Annotated in this window: 16 protein-coding genes; 9 read left to right on the top strand and 7 right to left on the bottom strand. The window is 66.5% G+C overall.

Annotated elements, in window-relative coordinates:
• Positions 1-17 precede the first annotated feature (17 nt).
• Positions 18-1064: an EGF domain-containing protein gene (locus QEG98_RS26420; RefSeq protein WP_316563248.1), complete on the top strand. Its 1047-nt coding sequence runs from the start codon at positions 18-20 to the stop codon at positions 1062-1064.
• Between the two features lie 126 nt (positions 1065-1190).
• On the opposite strand, the gene QEG98_RS26415 is transcribed toward QEG98_RS26420, so the two are convergent.
• Positions 1191-2075 (bottom strand): hypothetical protein, encoded by an 885-nt coding sequence (locus tag QEG98_RS26415; protein ID WP_316563247.1) that lies wholly within the window; start codon positions 2073-2075, stop codon positions 1191-1193.
• Positions 2076-2532: 457 nt separating this feature from the next.
• Between QEG98_RS26415 and QEG98_RS26410 the strand changes: the two genes are divergently transcribed.
• Positions 2533-3534 carry an alpha/beta hydrolase gene (locus QEG98_RS26410; protein WP_316563246.1) on the top strand — a complete coding sequence of 334 codons (1002 nt, stop codon included), beginning with the start codon at positions 2533-2535 and terminating at the stop codon, positions 3532-3534.
• Positions 3535-3676: 142 nt separating this feature from the next.
• Here the strand turns inward: QEG98_RS26410 and QEG98_RS26405 are convergent, their stop codons facing one another.
• On the bottom strand, positions 3677-4687 hold the full coding sequence (locus tag QEG98_RS26405; RefSeq protein ID WP_316563245.1) for a hypothetical protein: 1011 nt from the start codon (positions 4685-4687) through the stop codon (positions 3677-3679).
• Between the two features lie 1066 nt (positions 4688-5753).
• Here QEG98_RS26405 and QEG98_RS26400 point away from each other — a divergent pair.
• Positions 5754-7484, top strand: a complete 1731-nt coding sequence (locus tag QEG98_RS26400; RefSeq protein WP_316563244.1) for a YcaO-like family protein — start codon at positions 5754-5756, stop codon at positions 7482-7484.
• 31 nt (positions 7485-7515) lie between these two features.
• Positions 7516-8925, top strand: coding sequence for an NAD(P)/FAD-dependent oxidoreductase (locus QEG98_RS26395; protein WP_316563243.1), 1410 nt, complete (start codon positions 7516-7518; stop codon positions 8923-8925).
• Between the two features lie 371 nt (positions 8926-9296).
• Here QEG98_RS26395 and QEG98_RS26390 read toward each other — a convergent pair whose 3' ends face one another.
• Together QEG98_RS26390 and QEG98_RS26385 are read right to left on the bottom strand one after the other, a co-directional pair.
• A complete protein-coding gene (locus QEG98_RS26390; RefSeq protein ID WP_316563242.1) occupies positions 9297-10298 on the bottom strand; it encodes a hypothetical protein in 1002 nt (333 codons plus the stop codon).
• Between the two features lie 43 nt (positions 10299-10341).
• The gene (locus tag QEG98_RS26385) at positions 10342-11052 is read right to left on the bottom strand and encodes a hypothetical protein (protein WP_316563241.1); all 711 of its coding nucleotides are present in this window, start codon (positions 11050-11052) and stop codon (positions 10342-10344) included.
• Between the two features lie 176 nt (positions 11053-11228).
• Between QEG98_RS26385 and QEG98_RS26380 the strand changes: the two genes are divergently transcribed.
• From QEG98_RS26380 to traA, 4 genes are all read left to right on the top strand, one after another.
• Positions 11229-11600 (top strand): hypothetical protein, encoded by a 372-nt coding sequence (locus QEG98_RS26380; protein ID WP_316563240.1) that lies wholly within the window; start codon positions 11229-11231, stop codon positions 11598-11600.
• A 1133-nt stretch (positions 11601-12733) separates the two neighbouring features.
• Positions 12734-13624: a hypothetical protein gene (locus QEG98_RS26375; protein ID WP_316563239.1), complete on the top strand. Its 891-nt coding sequence runs from the start codon at positions 12734-12736 to the stop codon at positions 13622-13624.
• A gap of 200 nt (positions 13625-13824) precedes the next feature.
• Positions 13825-14847, top strand: a complete 1023-nt coding sequence (locus QEG98_RS26370; protein WP_316563238.1) for a class I SAM-dependent methyltransferase — start codon at positions 13825-13827, stop codon at positions 14845-14847.
• A gap of 81 nt (positions 14848-14928) precedes the next feature.
• Complete coding sequence (gene traA, locus QEG98_RS26365; RefSeq protein ID WP_316563237.1) at positions 14929-16425, top strand: outer membrane exchange protein TraA family protein; 1497 nt, start codon at positions 14929-14931, stop codon at positions 16423-16425.
• A 154-nt stretch (positions 16426-16579) separates the two neighbouring features.
• Here traA and QEG98_RS26360 read toward each other — a convergent pair whose 3' ends face one another.
• Positions 16580-18232 carry a jacalin-like lectin gene (locus QEG98_RS26360; protein WP_316563236.1) on the bottom strand — a complete coding sequence of 551 codons (1653 nt, stop codon included), beginning with the start codon at positions 18230-18232 and terminating at the stop codon, positions 16580-16582.
• Positions 18233-18485: 253 nt separating this feature from the next.
• Between QEG98_RS26360 and QEG98_RS26355 the strand changes: the two genes are divergently transcribed.
• Positions 18486-19478, top strand: a complete 993-nt coding sequence (locus tag QEG98_RS26355; RefSeq protein ID WP_316563235.1) for a discoidin domain-containing protein — start codon at positions 18486-18488, stop codon at positions 19476-19478.
• Positions 19479-19685: 207 nt separating this feature from the next.
• On the opposite strand, the gene QEG98_RS26350 is transcribed toward QEG98_RS26355, so the two are convergent.
• On the bottom strand, positions 19686-20951 hold the full coding sequence (locus tag QEG98_RS26350) for a cytochrome P450 (RefSeq protein ID WP_316563234.1): 1266 nt from the start codon (positions 20949-20951) through the stop codon (positions 19686-19688).
• 603 nt (positions 20952-21554) lie between these two features.
• Positions 21555-22382, bottom strand: coding sequence for a hypothetical protein (locus QEG98_RS26345; protein WP_316563233.1), 828 nt, complete (start codon positions 22380-22382; stop codon positions 21555-21557).
• Positions 22383-22531 lie beyond the last annotated feature (149 nt).

The raw sequence follows: 22531 nt of genomic DNA, 5'->3' as shown, positions 1-22531 counted from the left end.
CGGATTGGAGCAAGACAATGAAGGTCAGTCGAGTGGCCCCCCTGTGGCGAATGCTGAGTGCGGCCCTGGCGTTCGGCATGATGAGCGCGTGCGGTTCTGAGTTGGAGGACGAATCCGTTGTTTCCGAAGAGGCACCGGTGGACGGCGAGTCGTCATCGGACTCGGTGTCGGCGATGGGCGGTGACCGTTATGCCAACGCAGTCATCCAAAGCGGTGTCATTGCCGTCCTCAATCCGAACAACGCCGTGGGCGCACCGGATGGGAACGCCGCGACGTTCCTGGGGCTCCTGGGCGGTTCCATGGTTCTGGACATGGGCCTGGGCGAAGAGGGCACAGGGCCGCTGCGCGTCTACTACCAGGGCCTTTCGCTGGCGGTCATCGCCCAGGTGGAATTCCTTCGTGGGGACATGAGCATCATCAGCACGGGACAGGCGAACCTGCTGGACCTGGGGCTCGGGACCCACTCCACGCTGGTGCCATTCAGCAACTCCACGCCGTATCGCTACGTGAGGCTGCGCGGTGGGGTTGCCTCGTTGTACGGCTTGGACGCGGTGGAGGATACGGGCGGTGGTGCGAGCGCCGTGTGTGGCGATGGCCGTATCAACAATGGGGAGCAGTGTGACGACGGCAACCGGGTTTCGTCGGATGGCTGTAGCAGCACCTGCCGGGTGGAGCCGGGGTACACCTGCAATGGCATGCAGCCCAGTGTCTGCACGGACGTCAATGAATGCACGAATGGCACTGCGCAGTGTTCGGTGAATGCGATTTGCACGAACACGCCGGGAAGCTACACCTGCACCTGCAAGCCGGGCTACTGGGGAAATGGTTGGACGTGCAGTGACATCGACGAGTGCTCGAACGGGACTGCCGCGTGCAATCCCAGCCAGGTGTGTGTCAACACACCGGGTGGCTATGAGTGCGAGGGTGGCTCCTGTCCGGCTCCCCGGGTGCAGTGTGGCGCGCAGTGCGTGGATGTATCGTCGGACGTGAACAACTGCGGCGCCTGCGGCGTTGTCTGTCCGGCGGCGAAGACCTGCTCGTCGGGCGTCTGTGTCATGAGGTAGCCGGGACCGACGCTGTCGCTCGCTGAATGACATCATGAGCTGGCGGACTCACCGCCCTCGCGGCGCAATACGGCGCCGCGAGGGTCGGGGTTCTCCTGGCACGGTGATGGGACGATGCGCGGTGGCTCAGGACTTCTTCCTGGCTTCGTCAATCACCTCTTGCTTCGAGAGGGGCTTGAGCGAGCCGTCTGGTTGGCCCTGGAAGAAGTCGAACTCGTGGATGGTGCCCTTGACCAGGTACTCCTTGTCCCGCGCCGAGTTCACCATCGCGCGTTCGCGAAACGTGAACGAGGGCTTCTCGGGGTCCACACCGACTTGGGGCATGATGGCGCGCTCTTCGGGTGTGGGCTGCCAGAGGGGTTGCGGGCGTGGCTCGGAGCGCAGCACCGCGGTCTCGTCGAAGCCGGGCCTGGTGCTCGTCCGGAGGTCGCGCTGGATGTCGAACTGGTCGAGCACCACACCGCTCTTGGGGGCCTTGGCCGGGTTGGTGACGATGCGGTCCTTGCCGTAGAGCGGGTTGTCGACCAGGGGCCCCGTGGCCGTGCCGTCCACGCCCACCGGCGGACCGCTGAATGACGTGTACGGCGTCTTCGCCTTGATGGACTTTTCGCCATCGACGTGGTCGGAGGCGCTGGTGGTGACGCTGTCGCCCGCGGGCTGGAGCTTGCCGTGCTTGTCGATGGCGGACTTCGATGTTCCGTACCCCGGTTGGATGGCGTCGAACGCGAAGTTCTCACGGCGCGACAGCGGAACATCCGGCTTGATACGAGGCGTGGCAGCGTTGTTGCCGCCATCACGGCGATCCATGGCATCCATGATGTCGCTCATCAGGTCCAGGCTGTTGTTCCGCGCCCGCGTCTCGCTCGCAATTTGAGACGGGCTTGGTGCCTTGGTGGAGTGATGGGCGACTTGCGTCAGCACGCGGGTGGGTGCCCCGTGGCCGCCGGAGCGGGACACTCCTCGTGCGCCTTGCTTCAACAACGTCGTCGTTACCCTCGTGATGGTACCCATGATGTAGACCCCCCCCTGGTCTGAAGCATGAGGTGCGTTCCTTCATGCCTTTGTGCGAATTATCCTCCATCTGCGCACGGAGTTGCGTGGAGGAGGACGATTTGGGCGAGGGCGCGGCTGTGTCCCGTTCGAGGCCTCCGTCATTCGAGGGTGGGGCCTTCCGGGATGAAGTGAGTCGCCACGGAATGCAATTAATGGACAGCTCGCGTCCATAGTCGTGGAAAAGACACAGCCTCAGCGGCCCTCGCCAGGGAATGATGCGGTCGCTCCAACGTGTGCGTTGCCATGGCCAGATACGCCCCTTAGCGTCGCACCTGTCATTGGCGGATGAAGAGCCGTTGTCGCTCCACCTACTCTCCGAGGTCAGAGGATGCGCAGATTGCTGCCCCAGGACGTCTTTGTTTCCAGCACCGCTCTTGAACGATGCGAGTCTCCCGCCCGTGCCGCACGCAGACTCGTGGGAGTCTTGTTCGTCGCCCTGTTCCTCGGAGTACCAGGCAGTGCGGAGGCATCCGATGCCTCGCTCGCGCCGAACTTCTATTCGGGGCATGGCATCACGGTTCATGCGGTGCGGCACATCACGGATAGGCTCATCGACGTGGAAATCTCCACGCCGCTGATCGCGCCTCACGCGGTCTATGACCCTCGCCACCACGTTCGGGTGCTCCTGCCGACGGGGTATTACAACAACCCGGGCGTGCGATACCCCACGGTCTACCTGTTGCACGGGGGAGGAGGCGCGAACTCGGCTCAGTGGGTGGAGTTCGGTGCGGCGTATGCGATTACCGAGAACATGCCCGTCATCACCATCATGCCGGATGGCGGCAAGGTCGGTTGGTACACGAACTGGGTCTTCCCTCGCGGGGTGAATCAGGCGTGGGAGGAGTTCCACCTCAACCAGCTCATTCCGTGGGTGGACCAGAACCTTCGCACGCTGGCGTACAAGCGGGGCCGGGCTATCGCGGGGCTGTCCATGGGCGGCTTCGGGGCCATCAGCTACGCCGCGCGCCGCCCCGACCTCTTTGCCTATGCGGCCAGTTTCTCGGGGGCCCTGGACCTGGGTGACGCCGCCATCCGCGCCACCATCACGGAGGAGGGGACACGGTGGCTGCAGAACCCGGATGGGGCGTTCGGTTCTCCCTTCTGGCCCTTCGACCAGGCCTGGAACATGAACAACCCCATTCCGCGTGCGGCGTCTCTGCGGGGCGTGGCCGTCGCCTTGTACGCGGGGTCGGGCATCTGGGATGGGGATGTGCTCGAACGCGTCCCGGGGGCGTCCACGGACCGGTTCCACCATGCGCTGAATGCCGCGGGCGTGCCGCACCACTACGAGATGTATGGCCGCCCCGCGCCGGGCCAGAAGCCCTTCGGTTGTGACGGCGGGCACAACTTCAGTTGCTGGAACTACGCGTTCTTCGACGTGCTGCCGCGCATGTTGGCTGTGCTGGACGGGCCGTAATCCCAACGGCACTTCAGGTGATGGAGCCCTTCGTCCGATGCGAAGGGCTCCCACTGCCACGCGCGCGAGCCGAGCGCCTTCTTCTTGCGGCCTCTTGGTGCGGCTGCTGGATGCGTGGGGCCACGAACGGAGATGCTCCTCCTCAATGGCTCAGCAACCACGTCGCGAGCGGTTGCCACGCGAGCGTCGGTGCATCCGCCGCGTACAAGAGGTCGCCATGGCCGAAGTCCTCGGCCACTCGCTCCGGACCGAAGCGGCGGACGACGAGCGCCGTGACATCCGTCGATGACACCCGGGTCGTCGAATACAACCCGTAGTCACCGAATGCGCCAGCGGCACCGAGGTAGAACAATGGGACGCGGATGTTCGAGAGCTCGGGCCTTGGAGTCGTCCCGCACCAGATTTCGTCGAGTTCCACGGTCTCACGCAGCGACTGGTGCGGCGGCGCGCTGGCGAACCACGCGCTCACGCTGTCCTCGGGCGACTCGCGCAATGCCGTGACGTCGCCGTTGGCGTCGAGGATGGGCGCGCTCAAGTGGTACAGCGGCGTGTACGGCGCGAGAAGGTAGGTCAGGCCATTCATCGCGAGCAGTGCACCGCGGTTGGTGTAGCTCGAAAACACGGGAGACTGCGCCTGGGGCGCGCTCCGGGCCAGCGCGCCCAACGTGATGAAGAAGCTGTTGTCAATGTCGGTCACGCCTTGCGCAAGCGCCTCACGTCCCGCGGCGGCATTGGCGCACGCCAGCTCGCGCAGTTCCGCGTGCTCGGGCGCGATGTCGTAGTAGGCGTCGAGCACGGCGACCGCCGACACGTGGCGGCCGTTGGCGGCGGCATACGCGTAGGCCAGCTCCCCGCCATGCGAGAATCCGCCGAGCACGATTCGGCCCTTGTCACGGTCGCTGCTGAGCCGTGCCGCCCGTGCGAAGGTGAGCGCGACGGTGATGTCTCCGAGCTCCTGGGCAACGCCCATCTCGCCCAGGTCGGAGATGTCTCCGTTGGCGGAGGGCAGCGTCCAGCGACGGTCAACGCCCCAGACGTCGATGTCTCGGGCCGCCAGGTACGGAGCGAGCCCCGGCGACGATGACGCGGGATTGCCGAGTGTCGGCACGAAGTTCGTGACGAAGTTGGCGAAGTCTCCGTGAAGCAACATCATCGCGTGGGCGGGCGACCGTGGCCGCCACGGCGCGCGCTCTCGGACCACGCGATGGACCCGCACGATGGCGTTTGGTGCAGTGCCGACACGAATGTCGAATCGGTAGTGATAGATGTCTTCGGTCACGAACTCACGTAGCGCCGCGAACGGTGTTGGCGTTGACGCGAGCGATTCCGCTTCAGTTTCAATCCGCGGAAGTGGAGATGCGAATGCGGACTTGCATGCGAACAATATGATGAACGAAAGACCAAGCTTGGACATTCGGGGCCCTTCATGTGCGCTCGAGACGGGATGTGACACGCCCCCTGAATGGGAAGGGGCTGGCCCTCTCAGAACGAAGGGCCCGGCGCGGACATATCGTCCCGTGTTCATCGAGGGTTCGCTTCGTGGAAGCAGCGCCGGAAGCCAGTCACTCAAGGCGGTGGTGCCCGAACATGCGGAATCCAAAGCGACGTAGCGCCTGGTTGAGGGCTGCACGGATGCGGACTGACTTGAGGTCAGCTCGACACGGAAATGGATTGTCAGATCTCCTGGTGTTGCGCTCTGACAGGTAGGCCCATCTCCTGTGTGGGCCACGGAAATTCCCATCACGGTCGAAAGTGCCCTGTCATGTCGTTGACTCGGAGTCTGGCTTGAAGAGACACTTCTCGCTCACCAAGGGAGGCCGAACATGAAGAAGCCTGCTCGTATGAAGCGTGCAAAGACTCTCAAGGTCACGGTGCGCGTTCTGAAGGTATCCGCGCTCAAGGCCTTTGAAACCAACGTGTCCAGCATTTCCCACATTTCGAAGTAGCGGCGTCCTGGGCACGACATGGGCGTTCAATCAGGTGTCGTGCTCCTCGAAATGGCGAGGGGGAGCTCCATCCTTCAGACCCGCAGGGCGCTGATGGAGATACGGGGCCTCCCCTTTGCTCTTCTCGTCTCCATCCTCGGAGACGTTCGCCGCGGAGGGAGCGCCGCGGTCGTCCGCGCGCTGGTGAAGGCGGGCGTCGACCCTACCGGCGCCAGGGAGCTCGGAGCGCGGCTCGAAGAGGAAGGGGCGCTGGGGCGAGGTTCGCCACGTTGGATGGACGAGCAAACCCTCCGCAAGGAATTGGGAATCACCGGCAGGCTGCGACTGGGACCTCTTCGCACGGCCGACCTTTCCGAGAACAGCGGAGCACTCATCCAGCTGAGCGCCACACATTGGCGAAGCGCTGGCAGTGGTGTGTGTATCGCCTGTGGTCTGCTCTGGGAGGTTCAGAGCGCGGATGCGCCCGATGAGGCCGCCGCAGTGGCGAATGCGCTCCCGCGCCGCGCCGTGATTGCGCTGGGGACAGCCGATCTGACGGCGCTCCGGAAAGCCATGAAGCCGCATTCCCTCGATGCGCGTGCCTGGACAGAGGGCGCCTACGGGCGGCCAGGCACCAGACGCATCCGGTCCCGGCCCGCGGCGGGATGCGCGTGCTCCGCGAACCGGGGCGCGGCGAACCACATCGGCAAGCTGGATGGCTCGCGGATGGCCGGTGCCGCGCTGGGTCGCGTGGGAATCGCGACGCGCGAAGCCACGGTCCGTGGCAGGCGGGGGGCTCCTCCCATTGTCACCCTGAGCTGGGGAGCCGCCACCCTGCGTCTTCGGGAACGAGGTCGTCCCGTGGTGTCAGGACATTTCCTGGCCCAGGTGGGCGTCGGAGCATCCCTGGAGGAGCGGAGGCTGACCGCGCGAGCAGAGGCCATCGAGCGTGCCTCGTCCCTCCTTCGTGTGCCTGACATCTGCGCGACTCCGGCGCGTGCGCTCGAGCAACCTTTCCTGCCCATGCGTGATTGGGACCTCTACACGCCCGAGCAGTACGCAAGTCCGGGGTTTCCCTACGCGCCAGTCACCCAGGACACGCCACTGGATTGGGTCAGGGCCACGGATGCGGAGACCGGTGAGCAATTGCTCGTTCCTGCAGCCTTCACGACTTCCGAACGGCTCGTGGGCCCGCGCTTTTTGTGTGCCTCATCCAATGGCGTCGCGACACATACGAGCGATGACGCCGCGTTGCGGTCCGCTCTCCTGGAGGTGGTAGAGCGCGATGCGCTCCAGCTCGCCTGGTACCGCGGTCAAGGGGCGCGGCGCCTCGACATGGCTACGCTCGACATTGATGAGGGGGTGTCGCGTCATTTCAAGGGTTCGTGCTGGACTCTCCACTTCTCGTACCTGCCCGGTCGCGCCGGCCTTCACGTCATCGCACTCATCGCCGAGGCGACAGGAGAGGGGGCGTTCCCCAAAGGAGGGACGCTCCTCGCTGCCGCAGCCGCGGGAGACCCGGCAGTGGCCGTGCACCGAGCGCTCCGTGAAATGCGAATGTTGACGGAGGCGGTGGCCCTTCGTCGGGAGCTTGCGATTGATTTCGAGGCGCTCCGGCGGCCCCCGGTCCTGGAGAACTACTGGCTAATCGACTCCCTCCTCGACATCACGTTGCTCTACTTGAACCCCGCGATGCGGAGCGCTGTCGACCTGCTCCTGGAAGGCCCCCCGGTGGCGCTCCCTCGTGTTCGAGTCCCCGACACGGCGGGGGAGCTCGTCACGAGGTTCCGACAGCATGGGCTGCGCACCCTGGTCATCAATCTCACACTGGCGGCGGCCTCTCCGTTCCGGACTTGCCAGGCGCTGGTCCTTGGGACGCAGCCTCTGGCGTTCTGTCCGAGCCTGTTACGCCTCGGGAGTGGGCTGCTGCCGCGCCGCCTTCCCCCGCGAAATCCCAAGCCGCCCTCATCGCCGCTCAAGCTCAGGCGAGGGCTGCTGAATCCGTACCTGCTTCCGCTGGCATGAGTCCCACCGAAGGCGCGAGGCGACGTCTCGAATGAGCGACCGCGTCATCATTCTGGGCGCGGGCCTCGCAGGACTGGCGGCAGCGCATGCGCTTGTCCTCGCAGGCCGGGACGTCGTCGTGCTCGAGGCGCGCTCTCGAGTTGGTGGCCGGGTCCTGACCCTGCGGCAGCCGTTCGTGGACGGAATGTACGCCGAGGCGGGCGCGAAGTATGTCCTCAGCGGGCACTCGACGGTCCTCGGCTTGGCGAGGAGGCTCGGCCTGGAGCTCGACCCGCTGCCAGTTCCGCACACGTCGGCCTTGCGGCCCTTCCATCTTCGGGGACGTCGCATCCTGGCCCCCTTCGGTGATGACACGGGCCTCCCGCATGTCCTGAGGGCGGATGAGCAGCAGCTCGGCCTTTCTGGCCTCTATCGGAGGTACGTGTCTCCCCTCGTGGAGGCTGTCGGCGACCCCTTCCATGAGTCCTGGCCCGGTCCAGGCGCGACCTACCTCGATGGCCTGACCCTTCGTGAGGCCCTCGCGGAACGGGGCGCTTCTTCAGCGGCCATTGACGCGGTGAGCCTGGGACGGTTTGACCTCGTGGGTGATGGCATCGACGCGAGCTCGGCGCTTGGGGTACTTCGACGGGAGTTGCTGACGGTCGGCAGAGGCGGCTCGAGCGCCTACACCTTGAGGGGCGGAAGTGACCGGCTTCCCGTCGCCCTGGCGGAAGCGCTCGGTGGAAGGATTCAGCTCGGATGGGCTGCGAAGCGCATCGAGCAGGAACAGGGGACCGTCCGCGTGTACTGCCGCGACAGCACGGGAGAACACAGAACGTTCACAGCGGAGCGGCTCGTGTGCGCCATTCCGTTCTCGGTCCTTCGTGGCGTTGAGCTCGTCCCTGCTTTCTCGGCGGACAAGCTGCGGGCGATTCGCGAGCTCGAGCATACGTCCGTCGTGCGCACCTTCATTCAATACCGGCGCCGCCTCTGGACAGAGTGGGGGTGGTCGAGTGGGTGGCTGACGGACCTCCCCATCATGCATGTCCTCGACGCCGCTCCGACACAACCTCCGCCGTCAGGCATCCTCGAAGCGTATCGCGTGGGCCCGTGCGCCCGCGCGGCGGGCCTTCTCTCCGAGGAGGAGCGCATTGCCATGGCTATGCGGGGCCTGAGCCAGTTCGCGCCGGAGCTGTCCTCCGAAGTGCAGTGCGGAACCTCCTACGCATGGGATCTGGACCCTTGGGCTCGGGGGGCCTTTGCGTGGTTCCGGCCGAGGCAGCTCACACAGTGGGGACGTGCGCTCGCAACGCGCGAAGGCAGGGTCCACTTCGCCGGAGACCAAACCTCGCCCATGTCCGGCTGGATGGAGGGAGCGCTCTTGTCAGGCCAACGCGCCGCCCTTGAAATCCTTTCAGGCGCCAGCGGGGCGTGCATGGCCGAGGGCCTGCACGGCGCCTGATTCAGGCCGCGGAGGCGTCTAGCGAGATGCCGTGGGGCCAGCTTCCTGACTGTGTGGCCGGGTGAATGCGGACGCGGACATTCGTGGCCAATCCCTCCACGAACGCCCCGTCCGATTTCACCTTTCGCCCAGCGGGAACAGGCGATGTTCCGTTGGGCGCTCCGGCCTGCGTCCCTACTTACTGGCCTGGGGCGGAGGGCTGCCCTTCCGGGAGCGGCGCGATGTCTTGGCGGCCGCCGCTGGCCTCCCCGCGGCTTTCTTGCCACGCGTCGCCGCGACCTTCTTGGGGCGAGGGGCGCGGGGTTTCTCCTCCTCCGTGGCAGCGCCGTCACCGCGGCGGACGCGTGCCACCGCGTGGCTCACAGACCGGGTCAGCCGCGCAACCTGGGGGCGGCTCCAAGAGAATGGGTCAGTCCCTGCACCTTGTGGGACACGGAGCTCAACGCGCGGCGCTCCCGGTCCGACACGGGGAGCAGCGCCGCTCCCGCGACGCCTGCTGCCAGCGTGGTCAGTCCGATGGCCACCGCGTGTTCACCCAGTTGGTCGGCTGCCCAGGTGCGTGCCTTGCCTGCTCGCTCACGGAGTCTGTCTCCACTGGGGACCCGGTCTCGCAGATGCTCCAGTGTCTCGCGCCCCCGGGTGCTGACCCGCTGCATGGCCTCGCGTGTGTTCGCGGCCACCTTCTGGGGACCTGTCTTCTCTTCGGCCTGGGCCTTGCGGCGCTTCCAGGCCGCGGTGAACTTGCCCAACCTTTTTCCCCCGGATTTACTCGTCTGCGGCTTGGCCATCGCGCTCTCCCTCGTTTCGCCCTCGTTGGGGGCCGGCGTTCCTCGTGTCAAAGAAGGTATGGATAAGAGAAGCCGGCGCAATGTACTGCTGCGGGTGAGGACGGCCGGCACGACGAAGGCGCGCTGGGCGCCGAGCGCGGCGCCCGCCCACATTCCTCCATCCGTGGCCAGCGCGACCGCCGTGCTGCCAGCCGGGCCCCGCGCCTTCGCCGCGCCTGCTTTGACCAGGGTCGCGGCCGCGTTGAGTGCCAGTCCCGTCCCGCCATGCTTGAAGCGTTGGAAAGCCTCCTGGTCCTCGAAGAGGACGACCTCCGAAGATGTCTGTCCACCCAGCTGAACTCCCACGGTCAGCTGGACCAGCGCCGCGTATCCGACCAGCCGCTCCCGACGGAAGACCTCGCCCATCCCCCAGGTGCCTCCGAGCACGGCGCTCCCCTGGCCTAGCGAAGGGAAGACGGCATAGGCGTAGGCCCGAGCCCTCGCCTGAGCCAGCTCCGGTGAGCGGGCCTCCAGCCGGTGCAATGCCGCCCGTGCGTCACCATGCAGTCTGCGGTGTACGTCCAGCTCCTTCCGCGCGAGCTTCAACAGACGCTGGCCTTGGATCGCCAGTTTGCTTCGGATGGGCGCCTCATTCGTGGCGAGCACTGGCCTGCGCCTTGAGGATCCGGGTGAGCAGCAGGGCGGCAGCCGTCAGCCCCGTGGTCAGGGCAGGAGGGGGCTGCGACGCTTGCAGCCGCGAACGCTGCCCGGTGTCATCGGCCCCGCTCTCCTCGGAGGCATCCTGCCTGCGGAAGCGCTGCACCAGGCCTCCGTTCCCTCGCTCCGATGCGTCCGACGAACGCGGAATGAACGTGAACTTCTGTCCGCCCAGGGAGATCTCGAGCAGCATGCCGCCACGTGAGTAGGCGTGAGCAACGCACTTCGCATAGTTGATGGTTCCGGACGCCGCCGCCTTCACGAGCACGGCGGACGCGTTGGCGGCGAAGGCCGCCTTTCCTCCCTTGAACGCTTCAATGGCATCACGGTCATGGAAGAAGATGAGCTCGCTCAGGGTCTGTCCGCCCACCTGGACTCCGAGGGTCAACTGGCTCAGCGTGGCGAAGCCAATCGGCTTGCCCTTCTCGAAGACTTCGCCGTGGCCGTACGAGCCGCCGAGGACCAGCGATGCCCTGCCCAGCGAGGGGAAGACGGCATAGCCCTCTACCTGCTCCAGCTCTTTTTTCAGCTCCGGGTGCTTGAGCACTACGCGGTCCACCGTTGCCACTGCCTCTTCGTGAAGCGCCTTCTCCTGCTCTGGCTTCATGTTCGCCTCCTGATGAATCAACGTGGCGACGGCCATGTCCGCAAGGTACCCACGGAACGTGCGTGCGAACGACCACGCCGTGAGTGGTCTGGTTGCCCGGACGTGACGCGGAGGTGTCTACCTTCGGTGTCAGGAGGACGCACATCATGGCCTCGACGAAGACAAAGGAGAGGAAGCGCTCGCGCGGCCCAGCGCGACACGCATCACCCAGGATGGAAGCTGCGCAGAAGCAGCTCGAACAGGTCACGGGATACGCGCGGGGCCGGGTGAAGGAGCGCCTGGACTTCCAGCGGGGCTTGCTCGTGTCGGTGCTGGCGGACATGGCAGAGGGGTTGAGCACCGCCACCCGGCGTGCACCGAGCCCGGCATCGCAACGCATGCTGGAGACGGGAGAGCGCATGTTCCGCGGCGCCTCCTCGCGGCTGGATGCGCAATCCGTCGAGGCATTCCTGGACCGCACGGGACAGTTCGTGCGGCAGCGCCCGGGAGTGTTGCTCACGGGACTTCTGGGGGCAGGCCTGCTCGCGGGGCGGATGTTTCGCGCCAGCGGTGCTGGCGATGTGGAAGGGGAGGCTGAGTCATGAGACGTAGCGCGAACAAGACGGCTGCGCGCGAGGGACGGAACGGCGGCGCTCCAGGTCAGACGCAAGGGGGGCTGGCGCCGTTGCGGACGGTCCGCGACAAGGGCCGGGCGGTTGCCGGGAGTCTCCGAGAGAAGTTTCCCTCGCGAGGCGATGCGCGCTCCCGCGCGGTGGGATCCCAGACGTGGACAGCGCAGACGATGCGACAGCATCCCGTGGGGGCGGGACTTGGGGTCCTGGCCCTGGGCTTCCTGTCGGCTTCCCTCTTGCCGGCCTCGGCGCTGGAGCGTCGCGCGTATACACGTGCGGCGGGAAAGGCGCGGGACCTGGCCGACCGCTTGGACGCATCGGGGCGATTCGAAGACGTCCTGGCGACCGTACGGCACATGGCGGCGGACGCGGCGGTCGAGCAGCTGGCCTCGTTACGGCCCAAGCCCGAGGAAGGTCCTCCGCGGCGCAAGTTGGAGCGGGTGGACCGAAAGGGTGGGTGATTGCCGGGCGGGTGGGGGACGGGGGCGCCCGCCCTGGCTACCGATGGCGGTTCAGCCGCGTCGCCGCCCGGAGCGCTTCCGAGGGGGCTGGGCCCTGCCGGACGGTGGGGGCGCTGAAGGCTCCTGAAACCGTGTTCCCACATGCATGGCTGCTTCGAAGGGCCCGTAGTGCCCTGTCGTGAGAGGGGCCGGTACGCCTGTCCGGTGTGAGGTGTGGACGCTCTCGACGCCAGGCGACGACCAGGTGCGAACATGAACGCCATGGATTGCATGCACGACGAGCGATTCGCCCCGGGCACGTGCGGCAATGGCGACGTCATCGTTCAGCTCGGATTCCTGGTCGTTCAATGGCTCGCTCTGGAAACGCGCGTGACTTGATTGCGGTGGTCGACGTACCGGCATGGGGAACTCCCTGGGGCATGGGCCAACAGCTCCCTTTCAATCTGGAGACGCGTTGCTCGGGAGGCTGTGGCAAGGCGGGCGTGTCCTGCTCCCGTGGGGGCCCTGGCTGCCTGCGTGAGAAGCCTTGCGGCCTGCCGGCAGTGCCTTTCGAGGGACTGAGGCCAATGGGACGAGGCCCTTGGCCTCGCCGGGTGTCAGGCCCGTCGTCCGCTCCTCACCCTTGGCAGAGGGAGGAGGTCGAACGTGGCAAAGACAGGATGGGGGGCATGGCGATTCCGGGGAACGAAGTCCGCGAACAAGACGGAGCAGGACAATCCCGAGGAGCGGCCTTCACAGCGGGAAGGCGGAGCCACGCGAGAGGACACACGGCATGCGCTCGCGCAGGCGGGCGTCGACGAAGGGCCCATCGAAATCGTGCCCGACGTGCTGCTCGACGTCCCGACGGTGAAGGTGGATGAGATAACGCTCGACGTGGAGAACGTGCGTGCACGTGTCTCACTGCATGCCGAGCTGGCCAATCTCGTGCGACTCGATGTGGGCGCTGACGTGGGCATCGAACGGGTCAAGCTGACCATCAAAGGCGTGGAGGCCCAGGCGCTGCTCAAGGTCCGGCTCCAGCGTGTCTATGAAATCCTGGACCGTGCGCTCCAGACACTCGACAGCAACCCCGAACTGCTCGCCAGCCTGCTTCGGCCCGTGGGGCATGCGATAGGCGAGGTGGGGGAAGCCGCCCATGAGAGCCTGAAGCCTGGCGGAGCGGTGTCCGAGGCCGTCCAGGACGTGGGCGGGGCGGCGAAGGGGGCGTTGGAACCCGGCGGGACGGTGAACCGCGTGGCCGACCAGGCACTCGGGCCTGGTGGACCCGTGCGAGACGCCGTGAAGGGCACGGTCGGGCCCGAAGGCGTGGCGAAAGACGCAACCCAGGCGCTCAGTGGCTCGATGCAAGCGGGCGGTTCGAAGCGTTCGAAGCGCCCATCACAGGGCGACGGCGGCGGGAGGCGAGAGCGAAGGCCGCCGCAGCCGGCCCCCGCCCCGGAGCAGCGTTCCGGCGCACAACGTTTCAGACACGGCCCGCCTGCCGGTGGCTCGAAGCGCCGTGCGTCAGGACGACCGCGTCGCCGCCAGAAGCGCTAAGGGCGCGGTGAGCGCCGGTGGTTTCCCACACGCGACGGGAGCGCGTGGACGTGCTACCCCATCCCCATGCCTCGCGCTCCCCGAACCGATGCCTCGCCCGAGGGGCCGAACCCCTCCACCTCTCCGTCCGCGCCGCCGCAGGACTCCGCCTTCACCGGCACTCAGAGAGCTCGGAACCCGCGCCTGCTCGGCTGTCTCCCGTGAATGACCGACTCAGCGCGGATACGGCGCTCAAGCGGGTGCGCCGAGGCGAGTTCCTGCTGTACTCCGGTGACTTCCACAACGCGAAGCAGCTCCTCGGCGCGCTGAGCCGGCGGCTGCCGCGGCCAGCGAAGGCGCGCTCGCCGCTGGAAGCATTCCGCGCCGAGCGGCGGGCCCGGCAGCTCGAACACGAGACGCTGTCGCGCATCGTGGTGTCTCTCGACCGCGATTACCGGCTCGGGCTCGCGCGGGCACCGGACACTTCACTGGCATGTCAGCAGGTATGGGGGGCTTCAACGACGGACACCACCGTGGTCCCGCTCAAGCAACTCCTCGGCATGCTCGGGGCGGCGGAGTGGCGTCGCAAGGGTCTCGCTGTTCCTGGCCTCACTGGGCTGCTTCACCCGCACTACGGCGTCTACCTTCCGACCCGCACGGATTACGTGGAGTTGCTGAACTCCTTCACGGAGGTGAAGGGCAAGCGCGTGTTCGACATCGGCACTGGGACCGGCGTGCTCTCATTCATCCTCCTCCAGCGGGGCGCGGCGTCCGTGCAGGCGACTGATTGTGACTCTCGCGCCGTGGCCTGTTCCCGGGAGAACGCGGAGCGGCTCGGGCTCGGCAATCGTTTCCAGGTGGCCGAGGCCGACTTGTTCCCGAAGGGCACGGCGGACCTCGTGGTGTGCAACCCACCCTGGATTCCCGAACCGCCCAAGAACCGGGTGGACCGCGCGGTGTTCGACGAGGACAGCCAGTTCCTGCGGCGCTTTCTCGAAGGACTCTCCGCTTCGCTTGCTCCTGGGGGAGTGGGCCTGCTGCTCCTGTCGGACCTCGCGGTGCTGCTCGGCCTGCGCCCACCCGGGTGGCTCGAAGCGGAGTTCGAACGGTGCGGCCTATCGGTGCAGTGGGCCCGGTCGACCCCGGCGCGGCATTCAAAAGCGAAGGACACGTCAGACCCGCTGCACATGGCGCGCTCTCGCGAGCGCACCACGCTCTACTGCCTGAAGCCGGTGCGCTCGTAGTTTAGGTGTTGCCGTTGGCCTGCTGCCGGAGGTATCCGGCCGTTCTTGTCGGAGTCCGGCTGCCAGGAGTAATACGCGCGGATGCGATTGCTCCGCATCCTCATGCTCTTGTTGTGTGGATTGTCCATTCCTCGCACCGCCAGCGCTCAGGCCGTCATGGTGAGTGGACCTCCCGTGGCGCCCCTTCCCGAGACGACGGGGGCGGGCCTCTGCGTCGCGACGAGCGTCTCGCGGAATCCCGCGGCTGACTTCCCCCAGGCTCAGTCGACCTATATCGCTGGTATCAATGCCTTCATGGAGGCGAACCGGGGCAACCGCGTCACTTCGGTGCTGCGGACGCCCTTGGACCTGTCCAACAATCTCAATGACGGGAGGACGCTGAGCTACGGGGACTTCACCGGGGCTGTCGCGGGCTGCCCCGTCGGCGGGTGTGACTTCGGCTACGGCGATGCCGTCACATCCTTCGCGACCCGCCTGCGTGGCTTCATCGCGGTCACGAGAGACATGGTCGACAGGCCCCTGCACTTCGGGCTCTACGCCGACGACTCGGTGAGCCTGGCGCTCTTCGACCGCGACCAGACGAGCTACCCGGTCATCAACCGTCCGTCGAGGCTCGGCGTACCGACGTGGCGCGCCACCAACACGGTCCACTTCGCGCAGTCGGGACTCTACGGCGTGGAGGTGCTCCACACGAACGTCGGGGAGCACGCCGCGCTCGAGATGTCGGTCTACGACGGCGTCTTCACGGACTTCGAGAGGGCAGCGACCATGCCGCCCATCATCAATCTGGCTGCCGAGGGCTTCGTGCTCGTCACGCCCGGGATGTTCCATCAGACGGAATCGGGGCAGCCCTCGTTCCCAACTCCCACCGAGTGCGCCCAATGCAACCGTCAGTTCGCCAACGCGCCAGGGAATGGGGGATGCGAGACGGGCTACCGCTGCAACGCGGCGGCCTTGTGCGCTCCCTGTGATTCGTCGCTCTTCTGTGGGGAGTCGTGCTCTCCGTGCGGTGCATCGACGCCGTACTGTGTGAGTCAGACCGAGGGCTTCGTCTGCGCGCAGTGTCAGGATGCGAATGACTGTGTGGCGCCGGATGAATGCCACCTGCCCATCTGCACGGAGACGGGCAACTGCGCCTCCACTCCCGTGGAGGATGGCACGGAGTGCACGGGAGGGACCTGCCAGCAGGGCGAGTGCAGGCCCGTGGACGCGGGGACTCCCGACGCGGGAGCGGCGGACGCGGGGGAGGCGGACGCTGGAGAGGCGGATGCGGGAGAGGCGGACGCGGGGCCTCTCGATGCGGGAGCGACGGATGCGGGCGCGACGGACGCAGGTGGGCCCGGTGAGGTGGATGGCGGCTCCCACCCTGGCGTGGATGGGGGAAGCACGGGCACGGACGGTGGAAATCCAACGGCGGACTCGGGAGTTCCGGCCGGGGACGCGGGCTCTGTGGATGGAGGCTCGCTGGAAAACCCTTCGGAGCCGGAGTCTGGCTGCGGCTGTCAGGGTGGTCCGTCCGCGCTGTTCCCCATGGCCCTGCTCGCGCTATCGCTCGTCGTGAGACGCGGCCGGCGATAGGACACGCCGTTCGCGCGTTGGAGGCTTCTTCATGGGGCCCCCTCGCGTTCAGAGGCCCCATTTTCGAAGCGTGTCCAGCAGCGGCAACTCACGCCGACCTCCCAGGCCTCATTCGAAGGCGATGGCACCAGGAGGACGGTCGGCCGGGCTGTCGCTACCTGTCGGTGAGCCAAGGGAGGTCCAGCCACGCGATAGGGTCGAACCCGGGCGTGGTGGGTGTTTCGAAGCGCCAGATCAAGGAGATGCTGTTGAGGGTATTGGGCTGGAGCGCGCTGGTGAAACCCGACAGGCGGGCATCGACGCCCTGGGGCGCCAGCGACTGAAACCGGGTGCTCCCCGGAGCGCCTCCGCCGAACTGCCTCCCCAGGTTGGTGCGGAGGTAGAGTTGATTGAGCGAGCCGGCGTCGAGGGTGCCGCCATACCCGAAGGCCGCGACGACATACTCTCCTTCCGCGAAGGTGACGTCACAGACATTGGTTCCACCGGCGGTACCCCGCATGGGTTGCTCGGAGCCGTCGATCCAGATTTGGAGACCATCCACCCGGCTGCCCGTGCGAAGGAGGACGCGGGAGATGTTCTGACCATTGGCGGCGGCGTCCTTCGCACGGCCCCCTCCCGAGATGTTCTCCGCGCCACCGTAGGGCCCCGTCAGTGCGTGAATGACGCTCTGGACGGGGAGCTGGCCGGTGGAGCCGAAGCATGGCCACATGAAGGAGGGCGCCAACCACCCCAGCGTATTGACGGCGAACTGTTGAGTATAGAGGAACGCCTCCCGCTCGCGGTGCTGGTTCTCCGCCTTCGACTCCGCCCAGGCCTTCTGCTCGTTGAAGGCTTGCTTCGCCATCACTTTCAGCGCGGCCGTGGCCTGCTCCAGCATGGAATCCAGCGCCAACCTGAAGGACTCGCGCTTCGCGTGCCCCTCTGTCGGATACCAAGGCGCCGAGGCGTAGATCTGGTCGAAGTAACGCCAGCGCGCGCTGTAGACGGCCAGCGCGATCGTGAAATAGGCGGAGCTATAGGGCAGCTTCTGCGAGGGGTACTGCGACGCGGGGTAGTTGGCGTTGTAGGTGAAATACGGGGCTCGGTCCGCGATGAGCTGACACAGGCCGTCGTACTCATTGTAGAGCCGGTCGTTTTGATACAGCTTGATGGCGTTGAGGATGCCCCGGAACTCGTTCTCAACGGAGCTCATCACCGATGACTCAACGCCGAGGTACACGGCCTTGACGATGTACCGCTGGATGGCTTCCCAGATGAGGTTGGGGTTGGTGGTGGAGGGCCAGAAAATGCCCATCAGGCTGCTGAGGAACCCTCCGATGTCCGGGATGAGGTTGAGGAGTGCCCCCACCAGCGACTCCAGATCGCTCGAGATGGTGGCGAAGAGCGCTTTTTCTTCGACAATCGCCAACTGGGTGATGGCCCCATTCCGTGCCGCGGACGCACCGGGCCAGTCCGCGGGCTGGGCGCTGAACATCTGGAAGCTGTCGATGTTGTCATTGAAGCGGTACTCGCCTTCCAAGTTGGACACGAGCGTGTTGGGGCCAAAATACAGCTTTGTCTTGCTCGGGTGCTTTTTGTTGTAGTCCTTATCCTCGTAGACGATGAGCCAGGTCTGGGGGCCGGTCACCAGCGACTCGATGTGGTCCCCCACCTTGGCGCTGCCTGGGGAGCTGGAGCCAAACAGCGTGAACTTGTAGTCATCCAAGTCCGAGACGTTCTGGGCGCCCGTGAAGTTGATGTAGGCGTGCTGGTAGCCCCACATGTCGAAGAACTGCACCCAGGTTCCAGAAGCGCTCGTGCTTGGCATTGATGTCTCTTTCTCAGGGAGAAGCCCCAGCCGAGACTCACTGCAATTCGCGCACCCAACGACCTCCAGGGGCGGGCGCACGTTTTCATCCGGAAGCGGGGCGTTGCTGCGTCACGGGAGGACGCAACTGCGTTCCAGCCGCTGCACGCTTCGGCGTCCAGGCCTGGTCCGCCACCGTCTACCCGGGTTTTTGACACCCGCACCGAATGGCTCCGAAGCTCGCCGCGTCCCTTCCCTCGAGAGGCTTCGCTCCATGCTCCCATCCCTGTCCCGCGGCAGCCTGCCCATCTGGACGCTCGTGCTTGCGATGCTCCTCTGCGGCACCGCCAACGCGCAGTTCACCGGCAAGCGCCGCGCCTATGCCTCCAGTTTCTGGGGCGGCACCGGCGCCAGTGGGAAGACCATCTCCTGGAGCGCGCTCTACGTCGCGCTCCCCCTGGACTACGGCTACAACGCCGCCAACAACACCATCGTCAACCTGGCTGGCGTCACCGCGGCCCAGTCGGACCTGCGCACCAGCAGCACGCGTTCGCTGAAGTGGGGCACGCAGGTTCGCATCACCAACCGCCACCCGGGGCACGCGGGCTACGGCCGCAGCGTCCTCACCACGCTCCAGGACTCCGGGCCCGCCGACAGCATCCTCAGTGACGCCGCGCTGGGAGGCCGCGCGGCATCCCCCTACAAGCCCCTGGGGTGCTGGATTGACGTCACCCCGGGCGTGAAACAGGTGCTGGGCAGCACGAAGCCGGAGACGGAAAACCTCATCGTCGACTTCGAAGTCGTGAACGACCTCGGCAGCTCACTCGATCTGGACTCCAACCCCAACCTTGCCTTCGGCATGGCGGCCAGCGCGAGCGACTCGGAGAACACGGGCATCAGCGCCCCCAGCGCCGCCGTGGACGGCAATGGCGCCTACCACCTGGAGAACTATCGCAGCGCATGGCGCTCGGCGTACCACGCCAACACCTCGGACACGGTGTGGCTCAACGTCAACCTGGGCCGGGCGGAGGCCGTGCGCCGCGTCGTCGTGAAATGGGGCAGCTTCGTGCCCCCCGGCTACACGCTGATGGGCTGGACGCCGGGCATGAGTTCCTGGGTGACGCTCGCCACCCGCACGGGGGCGGGCGGTGGCACGCACGTCCACTCCTTCACGTCGGACCAGACGTACCAGTACTTCGGCCTGAGCATGAGCGGCGCGACCCGGTATGACGTGAAGGAGCTGGAAGTCTACCGCTGGGACTACTGACGCCCGGAGCACAGCAGGTCCCCAGTGCTCGCCTCGTTGGGCGAGTACTGGCCAACCCCGCGCTGGCGGCCGGCGGGGTCCAGAGCATTCAAGGACACGCACGGCAAGGCGTCCCACCTGTCCCAGGCGGACATCGACGCGCTCGTCGCGTATCTGATGTCCGGGCTGGAGGAGGGCCGTCTCTTCACCGGCCTGTGCGTCGGGTCGTCAGAGGGCCTGAAGCGCCTGGGTGTCCCATGCGACATCGAGGCTCTCGTGCCTCCGGACGGTGACGCTCCTCAGGAAGCCCGGCTTCTGCCCAGGTACGAGCCGGAGCCCCGGGAGACTTCGAATCAATGCCTCCACTGCCAGGCGTGCCTCGAGCCGCGCGAGCGGCGCGCCGATGCAGAAATGGAGGCCCTGCCCGAAGGCGAGGTGCTTCTTGATGTCAGGCCGCCGGATGTCGAAGCGCTCAGGCTCGTGGAACCGGGCCTCGTCGCGGTTGGCTGACGCGTAGACGATGCGGATGTGGGCTCCCTTGGGAATGGGCACGCCCCCAATCTCCACCGCCTCCAGCGCCGTACGGAACATGGCATGCACGGGAGAGATCATCCGCACCGCCTCCTCGACCGCGCCCGCGATGAGGCCCGGGTCGTCCCGAAGTGCCCGCAGTTGCTCCGGATGCTCGAGCAGGAGCTCCACCGCTCCCACGATGAGGCCCGCGGTCGTCTCATGTCCCGCGAAGTGCACCTGCATCAGCAGGCTCACCAGCTCCGCCATGCTCATGGGCGGCGTCATCCCCTGCGCCCCGGTGACGATGTCGCTCAGCAGGTCCTCTCGGGGGGACACCTCCCGCTCCTTGAGCGCCGAGGCCAGGTATCGCTGGAACTCGACCACGCCTCGCGCGCACGCGACCTGGTGCTCGATGGGGCCATGCGCCGCGAGGACCGTGGACAGGTCATCGGACCAGCGCCGGAACCGGTGGATGTCCGAGCTGGGGATTCCGAGAATCTCCGCGATGATGCTGCACGACAGCGGATGGGCGAACCGGAGGAACAGGTCCGCCTGCCCCTCGTGCCTGAAGGAGTGGATGAGCGCGTCCACGAGGGTGCGGATGAAGGGCTCCTTCTCCGCGAGGCGCCTCCCGGTAAAGGCCTTGCTGACGAGGCTCCGGAAGCGGCCATGCGCTGGCGGATCATTGTCGACGAGGCTGGGCACCAGGGGGTAACCGTCCATCAGCGCGGTGACCACCTCCGGCGGCGTCGTCGCGGCGCCCACCGTGATGGACTCTGCGGACGAGAAGCGTGTGGTATCGGCGACCACGGCGCTGATGTCCGCATGGCGCGTCACCACCCACGCCCCCAATGCCGGACTGAAGAACACCGGTTCTTCCCGCCGTGCACGCGCGAGGAACGGATGAGGATTCTCGAGCTGGGGAGAGTCGAGCGGGTGGTACTCGGACCCGAGTCCTGAAGGGGCGTTGGTCTTGGACATGCGTGAGCTGACCTCAACGGTTTGTTGGGTGGGGAGCGGGACAGCGGACCGCATGGTGCCAGGGCTTACGGCTTCGCACACGGGGCTGGGCGATGCTGAACGGAGCGTCCCATATCCACGCGACGCCGCCTGGCTTGAACATCACCGGGGATGCTCTCGTTGCGCGACTCCCGTTCGAGCGAGCGGCGCTCTCCATGTGAGTTGAACAGCACGCGACTGTCCGTCCACGCGACGAAGCCAGAGCCCAATGGAAGGCACCTTGACGACCACCTCTCCTCACCGAGCACGACTTCTTCCGCCGAGCCCCCGCGGTGCGCGCCGTTGTTGTTCTCATCACTCTCGGCAATCCATTCATGCACATCCGCCAGCAGCACGATGTGGTACGTCCCTGTGGGAATGTACGTGAGAAGGTAATGGCCGTGGGCGGCAGACTGGACGTGCCTGCTCCGGCCGCCACGGAGACCTCGCTGATGGAGGAGAGTCGCCGGTCATTGGCGTCTGCCAGGAGAATTCCTACTCTGGAACCAGAAGGCGCGGCACAACTCGTATCCAAATCAAAAGAGAGATGGGGGGGCCATCAGGATGGGGGCAACTTCAGACCCTCTAGTTCTCCTTCACGCGCGACACCCAGCCCTCCAGGGTGCTGAGGCTGCATCCAGATTGGGCGTGCTCCTGGCTCATCCCCAGCGCATCGACAATCTGCGCGCAGCTGCAACCAGCGGTGTCTACGAGGGTAAAGCGGCGCTCCGGCTCGCCGTCGTTCGACGACAGCGTGTTGAAGGTGCCATCGCCGTCAGTATCGGCGAAGCGGTTCATGCCCGGCAGGGAGCCTGTGGACAGGGACTCGGGGAGCACGGTGCCCGCGCAGCGGTCCGCGCTATCGCAGACGCCGTCCTTGTCGGAATCGGTGCAGGTGTCGCGGCAGCAGAGCACACCGCCAAAGCGGGAGCCCGTCTTGATGGCCGTGTAGGCCTCGCAGAGGCCGTTGTCGTCAGCGGTCGTCGCGGCGTTACACGACCATGGCGAGCCTTCAAGCCCCGAGCACAGGTTCTCCGAGAACCGGTTGAGGGGGCCACACGTGGCCTCGGTTCCGAAGTTGCCGCAGCCGAAGAAGTCGTTCGACGTCCGGGCGGTCTGCAGGCAGCCAGGAGTGCAGCTGTCGGAGTCGCACTCCGGACCTGTCGAGGTCCCGTTGGCACAGACGCCGCAGCCATTGGTGCTCTGCCGGGTGGCGAAGAAGAGGGCCTGGTCTCCCGCCTTGGTGGCTCCCTTGCAACCGGTGGAGGACCGACTCATCACCTCGGCGTCGCTCGTACAGACGTGCCACCCGCTCGCGCAGAGGTCGGCCACGTTGCAGCCGGCGCCACCCGGCTTCGGGCCATCGTCACCGCCCTTACGGCCGCAGGCGGGGGTCAGGGTGTCGAAGGTCACGAGGCCCGGGCAGGCCGGAGCAATCCCCGGGTTGTCCGTGTGCAGGCCCGGAATCCGCCATGCACCGGCGCACCCCGCGATGTCAGGCCAGCGCGCGATGTCTTTGAATCCCTCACGCTGACGGTCCGCGCAGCCGGCTGCATCAGAGG

The organism is Myxococcus sp. MxC21-1, from assembly GCF_032612255.1.
GTDB lineage: Bacteria > Myxococcota > Myxococcia > Myxococcales > Myxococcaceae > Myxococcus > Myxococcus virescens.
The sequence above is the reverse complement of the archived record's forward strand: the minus strand, read 5'-3'. Positions and strand labels throughout refer to the sequence as shown.